Raw genomic sequence first — 14,209 nt, forward strand, 5'->3', positions numbered from 1 at the left:
TTATGGCACAAGTCGATCGCACAGTGCAAATTCTATCTGGCGGCTATTTAAATTCAATAAGGGCGATCGGGTAAGACAAGACTCCGCGATTAAACGGTTTTGCAGTATTTTTTCCCTAACTGCTGCATAAAAAAGCGCCTGAATACAGTGGGCGCTAAAAGCAGTTGATATTTCTACTAAAAATTGTTAACACTCAAATATCAAGGATGAAAGATGAATTAGTGAAATTTATCCTTGATCCTAAATTTTGAGATTAAGCTCCTCTGTTAAGAGCAGCTTCTACTTGCTGAAATTCTGACTCAAGACGCTTTTTCAATTTTTCAGGAACGGGACGGTTTGGATAGGAACTGTAATGTCCGGCCAAAGAGTTTAATGCCGTCCGCATTGTCGTGAAAGAGGCCAGCTTGGTAAGAGCGGGATCGCGGCGGTATTCAGCAAAAAAATCGTTGATACTCGTGCGAGCCTTGGCTTGAGCGGCTGCTTTTTCCGGCGTGCCCTCTGGCAAAGTGAGCGCTGTTCTCAAGCTGTTCACTAATGCTAATGTGTCTTGGCCATAATCTCCACTCAGAGTGGCGGGAACATTGGTACAGCCCGCTACGCCGATGACAACAACTAATACCAGGGCTAACAGACGGGAAATGTAATGCTTCATAAAAAATTCGGTAAGTGGGAAACTCAGTCACGAAGAGTGCTGAGAGGGAAACGACTCGGCGGTTGAAACCGGCGTGAATCTTTCCATTACCGCCTTGGGATTGCTAGATTCGGTGTACTTTTGTAGTGTACTTTCGATGGGACAATTACCATCTCAAACTTCGCAACCCTGTACGCATAATGTTCGCTCTTTTATGAGCCTCCCTTTCGGGGTAATGTTAGCTTCGACAAAGTTAACGGCCGGTACTATATCTAGGACACTGATTTAACCCAATAAGTCTGTTTAATCCTAAATTTCTAGAGCAAGGAACTAGCTTCGCATCCCTTGGTAGGTCTTTAAACTCTTACCGTTAACGTAGTACGCGAGGTACTTAGTCTGGTCAACTGTGGTTTAAGTCTTAGGCTAGAAGCCCAGTGTCTTTAGACCTGGGTCGTTGACAAGGTTTACAAAAATGGAAGCGAAAGCGGTAATCAAAATTAACCTTTATCCTATCTCGAATTGAGGTAATAATGCCACTTTCTACTTTTTTTTGTTCTCATACCATGAAACAGAAAATTTGTCAATCTAAAATCTAAAATCTAAAATCTAAAATCGATTGATTTGTCCGGCAACGACGGAGAGAATTTGGGTTTGTCGCAGCCACTGAGCATCAAAAGCGCCTAGGTGAGTTGTAGTAATCAGAGTTTGAAATCGTTCTTGAATTGTTTCTAAAAGTTGATTTTGGCGACTCAGATCGAGTTCTGCAAGTACGTCGTCGAGCAACAGTAAAGGCGCTTCGCCGACGACTTCTTCAATAAGCTGCAGTTCGGCTAATTTTAATGCTAATACCAGAGTTCGCTGCTGACCTTGGGATGCGTATTGACGAGCTGGGGTATTGTTAATGGTAAATGTAATGTCGTCGCGGTGGGGGCCGACTAAAGTGGTTCCTTGAAACTGTTCTGCGATCGCCCTTTTTTGAATTTTCTCTAAAAATGCTTGCCGCACTCCTTCGAGATTGTCTTTAGCGATAAATTCTGAACTTACTTCAATATTAGCATCGTATTTCACATCTAAAACTTCTGCTGAACCGCTAATTGAACGGTGCCAATTTCGAGCTAAAGGCATCAAACGCTCCAAAATTCGATCGCGCCTGCGGATAACGCGAGCGCCCGCTGTCGCCAACTGCGCGTCCCACAAAGCTAATTCTGAACTGGGAATGGGGAATTGGGAATTGGGAATTGGTAAGTCTTCTGTATTTTCTGGTTCGGGACTTTCGGGTGCAATAAATCGCATCTTGTCAAAACTGTCGGAAAATTCCGCTTTCCTGATTTCTTTAGAACGTTTCAACAGAGCGTTTCGCTGGCGCAAAATTTGGTTGTACTGCTGCAAAATGTGAGCGTAAATCGGTTCTAACTGGATGACTAGGCGATCGATCCAATTACGCCTTCCTTCGGGCCCGCCCCGCACTAAGTCCAAATCCAAACAAGAAAATTGCACTACATTTAAGACGCTCAAAAAGTCTAAATGGCGGCGCAGCGGTTCACCGTTGAGCTTCAGTGTCCGACGCGCCCCTGAGCGAAGAGTTAAAGCTAAGTCGATCGCTCCGGTTTGACGTTCGAGTGTAGCATCAATTTGCCCGATCGGCTTTGAGTCGAGTATTAAATCGCGATCGCGCCCTACCCGGTGGCTTTTTAGTGTAGAAAGCAACTCTACCGCTTCTAATAAGTTAGATTTTCCTTGAGCGTTATTTCCTACTAAAATTGTTTTGGGAGCGTCAAACGCTACCTTTTGATCGAAGTAGTTCCGAAACTGCCGTAGGTGCAGCGTTTTCAAATACATAATATTAGTAATTGGTAATCGATAATTGGTAATCGGTAATTGGTAATTGTAATACAGTCATCGTAGGGCGAACATTAAGGGTTGGTAGCCGTGAGCCTTTACGATGGCGATTTTCGCCGAACGTTGCATTCGTAATGACATTATAACGAACTAATAAATGTTTAATTGTGACACAATCTATTTAGTTTTCGTAGCAATGACTTTCGCTGTGAGCCAGGGGTTTCAACCCTGGCGGATCTTCTTGAAAATAAGCTGTTACACATTTAAACCAATAACGATAGAGGTAGGGTGCGTCATCCGCGAACACTGGCGGGATATGGGAAATACTTATGTACGATCCGCACCCTACTATCCTCTTTTAAATGCCCAACAGCTTAGTACCCAATCGAGCGCTCTAGCTAATAATCAAACTTAGCTCACTATCCGTCAGCCGTTAACACTATTTCCTAGATTTGTTGTAAAAGCGCACAAACAGTTTTTCCATTTCAATCCAGACAAACATCAGAGCGCTGAAACCGAAGCAAACTAGCAATTCAAAAGGCGACAAATAGTGAGTGCCGAAAAATGCTCTCAGTGGCGGAACATAAATCAGCATTAATTGCAAAGCAGTAGTAACAATCACAGCTCCCCAAACAAAAATATTAGTCAAGGGATTTAACTCGATAGTTAGCTGAGTGTTAGACCGAATTGCGATCGCGTGACCCATTTGTGCCAAACAAAGAGTTGTAAACACCATTGTTTTCCAAGCATCTGGATTGCCGTGTCCGGGAGAGTGAGTATATCCGTAAGCCCAGGACATCATTGCGATCGTCAAAATTGCAAAAATAATCCCGATCCGAATCATGTAAGAACCCAAACCCCGCGCAAAAATACTTTCTCGCGGACTGAAAGGAGGCCTTTTCATCACGTTCGGTTCCCCCGGTTCCACCGCCAAAGCCAAAGCGGGAACGCCGTCTGTTACTAAGTTCATCCACAAAATTTGCAGCGGCGTCAGCGGCACTCCTCCCAAACCCATTAAAGGTGCGGCCGCAATTGTCAAAACTTCGCCGATGTTGCTGCCCAAAATGTATTTAATAAAGCGGCGAATATTGCTATAAACCACTCGCCCTTCTTCAGCGGCGGCGACAATAGTTGCGAAGTTGTCGTCGAGGAGCACCATATCGCTAGCTTCTTTGCTGACATCGGTGCCGGTAATCCCCATGGCGATGCCGATATCGGCTTGTTTCAAGGCGGGGGCGTCGTTAACGCCGTCGCCGGTCATGGCGACAAATTTGCCCCAACTTTGCAAAGCTTGGACAATCCGCAATTTGTGTTCTGGGGAGACGCGGGCGTAAACGCTAACCTGTTCGACTTGCTGTTTGAGTTCTTCTTGGCTGAGCTTTTCTAATTCTTGACCGGTGAGAACTCGATCGCCCTCTGTTGCAATACCTAAATCGTAGGCGATGGCTTTTGCAGTCAACTGGTGGTCTCCTGTAATCATCACCACCCGAATGCCAGCATTGCGGCACTTAACCACAGCTTCCCGCACTTCCGGCCGCGGGGCGTCCAGCATACTGACGAGTCCCAGCCAAATCATGTCTTGTTCGCTAATTTCCTCAGAACCTTCGGGCGGCAGGCTTTCCCAGAGTTTGTACGCAAACCCGAGGACTCGCAAACCGCCGCTTGCCATGTTGTTGTTTTCGACGAGGATGCGATCGCGCATTTCCTGGGTTAAAGGTTGTACTCGATCGCCGACTATAATGCCTTTGCAGCGCTCCAAAGTCAACTCTGGAGAACCTTTGGTCAGCATCAAATAATTCGACTGCTGTCCTGTTTCTGCGGGAAATCCCGAATGTCCTGATCGGCCGGGCACTTCGCAAATCACGCTCATCCGCTTGCGTTCGGAAGAAAAAGGAAATTCCGCCGTCCGCGGCAGCAATTGAGACTGTTTTTCCTTATAAATGCCTGCTTTTCCCGCTACACAAAGCAGAGCTCCTTCTGTGGGGTCGCCTAAAATCTGCCATTCTTGTTTTTCTTGTTGCAATACTGCGTCGTTGCAAACTGCACAGGCAATTAATAAAGATTCGAGTTCTGGATATTCCTCTAAATTATTAATTTTGGCCGCTGTCAGGCGATCGGTAAAATCTCCGATCGGGGCATAGCCATCCCCTGCGACGGCGACAGTGCAGTCGCCCGTAGACACTAGCTGAACTACCATTTTATTTTGAGTCAGAGTACCTGTTTTGTCAGAACAAATGGTAGTTACCGAACCCAAAGTTTCTACCGCAGGGAGTTTGCGAATCAGGGCGTTTCGCTTCACCATCCGCCTAGTTCCGAGTGCCAGAGTAACTGTCACGACTGCTGCGAGTCCTTCGGGAACCACAGCCACAGCCATGCTTAGAGAAACTTCTAACAACTCTTCAAACCTGCTGGTATCGAACCCGATGCCGCCGTTTTGGAAGGTAATCATGCCGCCGATGACGACAATTGCGACTAAGGTTAGGGCACCGGAGACTAGAACATTTCCTAACTGGCTCATCCGCTGTTGCAGGGGAGTCGGTTCGGTTTCTACTGACTGAAGCATGGTGGCAATTTTGCCCAGTTCAGTTTTCATTCCGGTGTTGGTGACGATCGCCTTTGCTCGTCCCTGAACAACTTCTGTGCCCTGAAAAATCAGGTTGAGTCGATCGCCCAAGGAAGCATCTTCTGGAAGTTCTAGATCGGCTTGCTTGGTTACTGCTAGGGCTTCTCCTGTCAAAGCAGATTCTCTGACTTGCAGATTTGATGTTTCGATCAAGCGTGCGTCTGCTGCTATTTTTACCCCAGCCTCCAACAGCATTACGTCTCCGGGTACGAGTTCCTTGGCGGCTATTTCCGAAGTTTTGCCGTCCCGCAGGACTCTGACTAGGGGGGAAGCGAGGTTTTTGAGGGCTGCGAGGGCTTTTTCAGCACTTTGCTCTTGGAAATAGCCGAGAATGCCGTTGAGTATGACGATCGCAAAAATGGCGATCGCATCTTTGGGAAAAGTATTCGACCTGATGTCCAAAAAACCCGAAATCACGGCCACACCCATCAGCATCAACAACATGATGTTGGTGAACTGATCGACAAAAATCGACCACGGACTGCGGCCTCCTGTTTCTTCGAGTTCGTTGGGGCCGTATTGCTGCAAGCGTTCTGACACCTGTTTGCTGCTCAAGCCAGCGTCTTTGTTGCTGCTTAGCTGCTGGAGAGTTTGGTCAATTGCTACGGTGTGCCAAGAAGAGGGAGAATTTGAAGACATAAATTACGATCGAGCATGGGGGATAAAGGTGGTTGCGGCCGGACAGCTACAGCCGATCCATCTGGCTGATTACAGAGAGAGAGTTTTGAGTTCTGAATAAAAAACTGTTTAACTTGCTACTCGTTTTGGGCGCTTCGATGCCGGGGAAGCAAAAAGCTTTTAACTTCAATGCGTCTGGTGGCTCGATCGCGCCGTTTGTAGACCTACGGCTGTTTTCGTATAGTAAACGAATTCTTGTAAACTCTTAGAAGATAGCGGTAGACATTGGCAGTATGTAATAGGATAGGCTACCGTTTAAAACCAGCGCCGAAGCATCGGACTAAGCGAAAAAGTTTCGTAGTAAGCGTAACGGCTCAGCCCCCAAAAACGTAACGCATTGAATAGCGCTTTCAATATTTTGTTGAAAGCTTTGAGAGATACCTCCCTATTAGGGATCGCTAAAAGCGATGCCCGATCTGCCATACACAGTATATCGAGGCGCAATCCTGGATTTACCGGGTTAAATGTATCTGATAGCACCTATCCACCTTACTACTAAAAATTAGCAATTTCTTCGGCTTTTACCCAATGCCCAACGGCTGAGTTTACTCTTCAAATGGTGATATTTCCGGCAAAAGCTGAGGCTCTGGCGAGGGGCTTCACAATCTTGGGGATTTTTCCCACACCGAATTTTGCAGGCCTCCTGACATTGGGCAGAATTTTTGGTTTTTTCCCTGTTCCCCCAGCCTTCTATTACCAAAACTTTAATTTACTTAACACTTCTTAACAATCCCGCTTTTCCACAGAAAGCTAACAAAGGCGATCGGCCCACGAGAGGGTTCGGGGCGGTTCAACCGCGACTGCTGGGGCGAGGGAAGCAAACTGTGCGTTGGGTTGTGCAACCCCGCATCTATCGCAGGAAGGAGATTAGCCTGCACTTCTCCACCCAGACATTTCCCTTCTTAGAGAGATAACTTTCTGTAATAATTTGTAATAAACAAAGATGGGCGGGCGTTGTATAAAGATTATCAGAGGGTTGAAACGACAGGCCAAAGTTAACAAAAACACTGATTGACAAGGTTTGTCGCATCTCATAAAAGATGTTAAAATTTCTAAGGTTTCTTAAACGTCCGTTACGATGTAACAATAGTGCAGGTAGCGGAAAGGGAAAACTCGATCGGACCAGCAGATTAGCTGGCATCAAATTTCAACCCTTGCAGGCACTCGTAGCCTGAACAAATTTAACTTAACGGTTTTATACCGCAACCAAACTCAATTAACTCAAGTAGGAGAGTTCTTTCATGTTTGACGCATTTACAAAAGTGGTTTCCCAATCTGACGCTCGGGGCGAATTTCTAGCTCAGGGTCAACTCGATGCTCTCAGCAGCATGGTTTCCGACGCTAACAAGCGGATTGACGCAGTAAACCGCATCACCGGCAACGCATCCAGCATCGTAGCCAATGCAGCTCGCACCCTGTTCGCCGAACAGCCACAACTGATCGCTCCTGGTGGCAATGCGTACACCAACCGCCGCATGGCAGCTTGCTTGCGCGATATGGAAATCATCTTGCGCTACGTCACCTATGCAACATTTGCAGGCGACGCCAGCGTTTTGGACGACCGCTGCTTGAACGGTCTGCGTGAAACATACCAAGCTCTGGGAGTTCCCGGTGGCTCAGTTGCAGCCGGTGTGCAAAAAATGAAGGAAGCAGCAATTGCGATCGCTAACGACCCCAACGGTGTTACCCGTGGTGATTGTAGCTCGCTAATGTCTGAAATCGGCAGCTACTTCGACCGCGCAGCTAGTGCAGTCGGCTAAAAATAGCCAAGCGAACCTTTCTTGTAAAGAAGCGAGCATCGCATTTTTGCAAACAATCATTTTTGTACAAAAACAACACAACATTAGGGAGAAACCAGAACAATGAAAACCCCTTTGACTGAAGCAGTAACCGCAGCCGATTCTCAAGGCCGTTTCCTGAGCAGCACTGAACTGCAAGTCGCCTTCGGCCGTTTCCGCCAAGCAGCAGCAGGTTTGGAAGCAGCCAAAGCGTTGACCGCCAACTCTCAGCGTTTGATCGACGGTGCAGCTCAAGCTGTGTACAACAAATTCCCGTACACGCAACAAATGCAAGGCCCGAACTACGCTTCTACCCCAACAGGTAAAGCCAAGTGTTCTCGCGACATCGGCTACTACCTGCGGATGGTAACATACTGCTTAGTTGCAGGTGGCACAGGTCCGATGGACGAGTACCTGATTGCAGGTGTTGACGAAATCAACCGGACATTTGAATTGTCTCCTAGCTGGTACGTTGAAGCTCTCAAGTACATCAAAGGCAACCACGGTCTCAGTGGCGACGCTGCAACTGAAGCGAATTCCTACATCGACTACGCAATCAACGCTCTGAGCTAGATTTGCGTGATGCCCGGGATTGTAAGCTGCTGTTAGCTTAAGTGTTAGCGGTTGTTTACAATTCCGGGCATCTGCGATCCAAGCCTAGTTTTGCAAATACTTTTTTAAGCAGTTTTCAATTTTTACAGCAAAAAAGGAAGAAGCGAAGATGGCGGGACTAGCAGCTGCAGAACGGTTGGGAATAAAAGCATTTGAAGAAGCGGGACGGGTAGAACTGCGCCCCCACTGGACGCAAGAGGATGCGAAAGCAGTAATTCGCGCTGCTTACAGCCAAGTTTTAGGCAACGAGTATTTAATGTCGAGCGAACGACTTACCAGTGCTGAATCTCTGCTGCTGCAAGGGCAGATTTCAGTGAAAGATTTTGTGCGGTCAATTGCACATTCCGAAACCTATCGGAAAAAGTTTTTTTATCCGAACTCGCAAACGCGGTTAATTGAGCTTAATTATAAGCATTTGTTGGGCCGCGCTCCTTACGACGAGTCGGAAATTGCTTTCCACGTTGATTTGTACAATGCAGAAGGCTACGAAGCTGAAATTAATTCTTACATTGACTCCGTTGAGTATGAAGAAAATTTTGGCGAAAGTGTAGTGCCTTACTATCGCGGTTTCGCGACTCAAAGAGGTCAAAAAACCGTCGGTTTTAACCGGATGTTTCAACTGTACCGGGGTTTTGCTTCCAGCGATCGATCGCAAAACCAAACCCAAGCCCGGCTGACTTGGGAAGTAGCGAGAAATATGGCTTCGCCGATATACACGGCCTCCACCGGAAAAGCCCTTGGCGGCACATCCGGCGGTTCTCGCGACCAACTCTACCGAGTCACCGCAATGCAAGGTGCGGGTAATTTTCTGCCCCAAGTGCGGCGGACTACTACCGAATATCTCGTGCCTTACGAGCAACTTTCGAGCCGCTTGCAGCAAATCAACAAACGTGGCGGCAAAGTGGTAAGTATTACCACAGCTTAAAGTTTGTGTATTGACGTTTTTGTGAAACGTCTTTAGCAAATTAGGACTAAGGCTAAAAAATTATTCAATTTTATATGTATAGGTAAGGTGTGCAGTGCACACCCTACTTTGAGGCATATTATCCTTAGTCCTAAAAATTTCAAGTGCAACGAAGCATAAAACTTTTGTCATTAATAATTTAGGAGAAAATCTGGTGGCGATTACAACAGCAGCGTCCAGACTGGGCACATCCGCATTGAGCGATGCGCCGAAGGTAGAATTGCGCCCGAACTACACCAAAGACGACGTTGAAACGGTGATTCGTGCCGTTTACCGTCAGGTGCTCGGCAACGACTATTTAATGAAATCCGAGCGACTTACAAGTTCCGAGTCTTTGCTGCGAGACGGCAGTTTGAGTGTACGAGAATTTGTACGCGCTGTAGCTAAGTCAGAACTGTACAAAACCAAGTTTTTCTACAACAGCTTCCAAACTCGGACGATCGAACTAAACTACAAACACTTGCTCGGTCGCGCTACCTACGACGAATCTGAAGTAATTGAGCACTTAGATTTGTACCAAACAAAAGGCTACGACGCTGATATTGATTCTTACATCGATTCAGTAGAGTATCAAGAAAACTTTGGCGAAAGTATCGTCCCTTACTACCGCGGCTTTAACACCCAGCGCGGTCAAAAAACCGTCGGTTTTACCCGGATGTTCCGGTTGTATCGGGGCTATGCAAACAGCGATACATCTCAGCTAGAAGGCAATATCTCTCGCTTAGCTGTCGAACTCGGCACTAACACCGCTACGGCTGTAGTTGGGCCTTCTGGCGGTAACGAAGGTTGGGCATATCGGCCTTCCGCCAGAAACGTAACTCCCGCCAGCACTTTCGGCGGTGCGGCAGCTTACGGCAAAGAAGGGCGGCTGGTGCGCGTGGAAGTTTCGGGCATTCGCACGGGCGGATATCCCAGCGTGCGCCGCAGCAGCAAGGCTTTCATCGTACCTGTTGAGGAGTTGTCCTCGCAAATGCAGAAATTTCAACGCATGGGCGCGAAAATCGCCAGCATTACTCCAATTTAGTTGTTAGTCATCAGTCATTAGTCATTAGATAATTAGTTTCTGCGTAAGGTGCGAGGTGCACGGAAACCTACATAATTAGGTTCTGCGTAAATTCTGAACTAGAGACTAAGGACTAAGGACTAAGGACTAAGGACTAAGGACTACTGACCAATTACCAATTACCAAGAAGCTTATGTTGGGTCAAATTGTAGCTGGAAAAAGTGGCAATACAGCTTCGGCTAGTCGCTGCTTTCGGTATGAAGTTGTCGGCTTGCGCCAAAGCGATGAAACAGATAATGTGGATTATTCGATTCGATCGAGCGCGAGTACATTTATCACTGTGCCTTACAATCGGATGAATCAAGAAATGCAGCGGATTACTCGCATGGGCGGGAAAATTGTCAGCATTCATCCTTTAAACGCGGGTGCAGAATCATCCCATGAATCATCCCACGATCACCAATAGTTTGGTTGCAGGGGCGATGAAAATCGCTCCGACACAAGCTAGAAGGGGCGATGAAAATCGCTCCTAGACAAACTTTAGTCCACTCGAAGCGGACTAAGAGTTAATGTAACCCGCCCAGGCGGGTTTTGTCTGTTTAGGAATGAGAATTAAATAACTTCCACAAGTTTGTGGGACGCCCATCCCACAATAACAATTAAAATTGTAAGTTATTTAATTCGCGATCCTTAGTAGCGATTTTAATCGGCCAGTTTCCCTAACCCTTGCAGGTTTTTTCTGGATAGCAGCCATTTCAAGAGCCGAATAACTAATAACTAATAACTAATAACTAATGACTATGAATTATTACGAATCCGACTCACCGCCGGCGGGTGTAGCTGAGGGCGAGTCTTTAACTGTTGAACAGGCGATCGCAAATTTGCACTCCCAAGATTACAGTCTCCGGTATTATGCTGCTTGGTGGGTGGGCAGATTTCGAGTCAAGGAACCGGCAGCTATTGCAGCTTTAATTGCCGCATTGGAAGAAGAGTCAGAACAAACAAAAATTGGCGACTATTCCCTATTGCGAAATGCGGCGCGGGCTCTGGGTAAATTGGGCGACAAACAAGCCTTACCGGCCCTGATTCGCTGTTTGGAATGCGCTGATTATTACGTGCGGGAAGCGGCGGCTCAAGCTCTAGAAATGCTGGGCTATCGCGATTCTATTGAGCCGCTAATGAAGCTATTGGATGGGGGCGTAGCTGTTGCTGTGCGAGTGCCAGGAAAATCGCACCTCGTGCAACCTTACGACTCGGTAATTGAAGCTTTGGGAACCCTGCAAGCGACAGAAGCAATACCGCTAATTTCACCTTTTTTAGAACATTCTGTGGAGCGGGTGCAGTACGCTGCGGCGCGGGCGATGTATCAGTTAACTGGTGAGCGGGTGTACGGAGAGCGGTTGGTAAGTGCTTTGAATGGGGATAATTTGCAGTTGAGGCGATCGGCTTTGATGGACTTGGGGGCGATCGGCTATTTGCCGGGAGCGCAAGCTATTTCTGAGACTTTAGCAGAAAATAGCCTGAAATTGATTGCGCTCAAAGGAGTTTTGGAGCATCACCTCAATCAACAAGAATCTCTATCTTTGTCAGATGAAGCTATCCGCGTTATGGATTTAATGGATAGTTTACTTTGAAAAATTAGTTCACAACTAAAATAGGATTGCTGTAGAGATTCTCAATAGTCTGCCGTACATTCAATAGACAGCACATTTCAGGACACAGCGCCGTGCTGTTTCCCTACCGCATATCTGTATTTCATGGAGTTGAGAACTGCTATTTTCTCGCTTTTATCCCGGTGAACCGATGGCTGATGATTTGATGGAATAAGAAACGAGGCTTTAAGTATTAATTATTATAAATTTCAGTGAAAATACTGAGGTTTGTAGCTGTAGTTGGTGAAACCGAACTGTTAAAATAATATTACCATCTGGATGAGTTTTCAGTTAAAAAAGTTTGGGTTTTGACTGCGGGCGATCGCGGAATGCTGGGAGATGGTTGTGTAGCGACTAGAAGTATAAATCGGGGGATTCATCATGAGCAACGATCCTTTTGAAGTCCAGGTGCAACATTTTGCAGCGCTTAAGTCCAAGTATCAAGCAACAAAATATGAAGATTCATCTCCTTGTAGTCTTCTGTATCTCATTCTGCGAAAAGCTGATTTAGAATGTGCAATTACCGACTTCGAGTGGGATTGGTTACTAAACCAAGAGCTTTTGGAAACAATAAAAGCTATCGAGCAAGAGCCACTACATAAGGCTGAAGAACGAACAAAACTAGATGCTAATTTTTCTCAACTCAAGTCTAAGTTCAAAGTAGCCAGACATCGCGATTTACGGCTATCCAGTCCTTTGTATCCTATCCTTTGGAAACTTGACTCAGAAAATCAGCTAACTGACTTAGAAGTTAAATACCTGCAACAACAGGGGCTTACTGAAACAGTTGCTATCGTTCAAGAGATGGCGCGATTTGCTGCACTAAAGGCTAAGTACCAAGCAACTGAATACCCAGATTGTTCACTTGATAGCCCCTTGTATCAAATTCTCAAGCAACTGGATGCACGAGAAATATTAAGTGATGTAGAGGCTAACTGGCTGTTCAATAACCAACTGGTTGATACTCTAGAAATTTTTTGGCAACAAAAAGCTGTACGGGAAGCTAAGTTTGCCCAACTCAAGGATAAGTACAAAGCTAGTGAATACCCAGAAACATCTGTATCAAGTCCGTTGTATCCCATCCTGAAAAATCTTGAGGCAGATCGGCAGTTGAGCGAGTCAGAACTTAACTGGCTAGAAGAGCATCAACTTAGCGAAACGCTTAGCATTGTTTTGGAGATTGAACAGAAACGACACTTTGCTGAACTGAAAGTTAAGTATAAAGCTACTACTTATGAGGATTCATCGCTCTCTAGCCATCTGTATAAAGTTCTCAAGAAAATTGATTTAGACAATCCGCTAGGTGAGCAGGATATTAACTTTCTGAAAAAGCGTAAACTGACCGAGACAATTACTCTGGCGCTTGACAAATATGCTGCTAGTCTCAAGTCCAAAATTCAATCTGGAGAGCCGTTGAGTGAGGCTGATTTTGATTGGGTGAAACAGAATGGACGTGATGATGTAATTACTTTTGCCCAAGACAAATATGCTGCTAGTCTGAAATCCAAAATCCAATCGGGAGAGCATTTAAGTGAGGCTGATATTGATTGGCTAAAACAGAATGGATATGAAGACGTAATTACTTTTGCCCAAGAAAAGGAATTTGCTGCTCTGAAGTCTAAGTATGATGTCTCGAACTATAAAGATAAGACACCTTCTAGTCCGTTATACGTAATTCTGCAAAAACTGGATAAAGGAGAGCGACTGGAACCAACAGATGTTGCTTGGCTTGAGGAGAATAAAATTGAAGCATCTCAACCCAGCTATAGCTATTATGGGTGGCAGGAAGAACGCCGATATCAAGGGCAGAGACTGTTCTCTGGCAAGATTTTTACAGGTTACCACAAAATCGAAGCACTTTTTTATGAACAGCAGTACAAAGGCACTGGAAATAAATGGAACTTGGCTAATGCCAGCAGTCATTGGCGGAAGGCAGAGCAACCGAGAAGTGCATTGAACCTGACAGAAAATCTGGACTTAGACAAAATTAAAGAAAATAAGCTCAAGTCCGCTTTGCTAACAACTAGGGGCGGTGCTTTTCGAGATATTAATAAACTAGATGATACCGAAAAATGTGCGCTAAAAGCTATTGAGTATCAGCCTCAGAGTCATCATCCTTACACTTTGATGGGAGCTATTTGTTTTGAGCGGGGTCAATTTTTAGAGGGTGAGCGTTGGTTTAATGAGGCAATTAAACGCGGTGCTTCACCCAGAGATCAGGATGCGGAAATGAAGCGGGTTGTCAAAAATGCTAAAAATGGGAAGCGTCGGGAAGTTGTGGAATATCTGCTGAAAAAAGATCCGCAGCGCTATGCTTGGGCTAAGGCTTATCGGAAGCGCGAAGGCGGTGAGGATGCACAGCGCAAGAATTCCTAGCGCGGGTATCGAGTCGAGTTTTTTGCGGATTCGACTCTTTAACTAAGGATCGC

10 protein-coding genes are annotated in these 14,209 nt (G+C 46.0%); 7 read left to right on the forward strand and 3 right to left on the reverse strand.

Annotated elements, in window-relative coordinates:
• Nucleotides 1-253: 253 nt before the first annotated feature.
• The 3 genes from psb27 to QUB51_RS01975 all read right to left on the reverse strand — a co-directional run bounded on the left by psb27 (nt 254) and on the right by QUB51_RS01975 (nt 5,732).
• The gene (gene psb27, locus QUB51_RS01965; RefSeq protein ID WP_333055314.1) at nt 254-652 is read right to left on the reverse strand and encodes a photosystem II protein Psb27; all 399 of its coding nucleotides are present in this window, start codon (nt 650-652) and stop codon (nt 254-256) included.
• 585 nt (nt 653-1,237) lie between these two features.
• The gene (locus QUB51_RS01970) at nt 1,238-2,470 is read right to left on the reverse strand and encodes an AAA family ATPase (RefSeq protein ID WP_333055313.1); all 1,233 of its coding nucleotides are present in this window, start codon (nt 2,468-2,470) and stop codon (nt 1,238-1,240) included.
• 439 nt (nt 2,471-2,909) lie between these two features.
• Nucleotides 2,910-5,732: a cation-transporting P-type ATPase gene (locus QUB51_RS01975; protein ID WP_333055312.1), complete on the reverse strand. Its 2,823-nt coding sequence runs from the start codon at nt 5,730-5,732 to the stop codon at nt 2,910-2,912.
• Between the two features lie 1,280 nt (nt 5,733-7,012).
• On the opposite strand from QUB51_RS01975, the gene QUB51_RS01980 reads away from it, so the two are divergent.
• The 7 genes from QUB51_RS01980 to QUB51_RS02010 all read left to right on the forward strand — a co-directional run bounded on the left by QUB51_RS01980 (nt 7,013) and on the right by QUB51_RS02010 (nt 14,156).
• A complete protein-coding gene (locus tag QUB51_RS01980; RefSeq protein ID WP_332948147.1) occupies nt 7,013-7,531 on the forward strand; it encodes a phycocyanin subunit beta in 519 nt (172 codons plus the stop codon).
• Between the two features lie 102 nt (nt 7,532-7,633).
• A complete protein-coding gene (cpcA, locus tag QUB51_RS01985) occupies nt 7,634-8,122 on the forward strand; it encodes a phycocyanin subunit alpha (protein ID WP_006631256.1) in 489 nt (162 codons plus the stop codon).
• A gap of 148 nt (nt 8,123-8,270) precedes the next feature.
• A complete protein-coding gene (locus tag QUB51_RS01990; RefSeq protein WP_333209623.1) occupies nt 8,271-9,086 on the forward strand; it encodes a phycobilisome linker polypeptide in 816 nt (271 codons plus the stop codon).
• Between the two features lie 193 nt (nt 9,087-9,279).
• Nucleotides 9,280-10,149 carry a phycobilisome linker polypeptide gene (locus QUB51_RS01995; protein WP_333209621.1) on the forward strand — a complete coding sequence of 290 codons (870 nt, stop codon included), beginning with the start codon at nt 9,280-9,282 and terminating at the stop codon, nt 10,147-10,149.
• 172 nt (nt 10,150-10,321) lie between these two features.
• Nucleotides 10,322-10,594: a phycobilisome linker polypeptide gene (locus QUB51_RS02000; RefSeq protein WP_333055307.1), complete on the forward strand. Its 273-nt coding sequence runs from the start codon at nt 10,322-10,324 to the stop codon at nt 10,592-10,594.
• Between the two features lie 328 nt (nt 10,595-10,922).
• Nucleotides 10,923-11,762 carry a HEAT repeat domain-containing protein gene (locus QUB51_RS02005; protein ID WP_333259986.1) on the forward strand — a complete coding sequence of 280 codons (840 nt, stop codon included), beginning with the start codon at nt 10,923-10,925 and terminating at the stop codon, nt 11,760-11,762.
• Nucleotides 11,763-12,161: 399 nt separating this feature from the next.
• Nucleotides 12,162-14,156, forward strand: coding sequence for a hypothetical protein (locus tag QUB51_RS02010; RefSeq protein WP_333259989.1), 1,995 nt, complete (start codon nt 12,162-12,164; stop codon nt 14,154-14,156).
• Nucleotides 14,157-14,209: the final 53 nt, after the last annotated feature.

Origin of the sequence: Microcoleus sp. AT8-A3 (assembly GCF_036705675.1) — a bacterium.
Taxonomy (GTDB): domain Bacteria; phylum Cyanobacteriota; class Cyanobacteriia; order Cyanobacteriales; family Microcoleaceae; genus Microcoleus.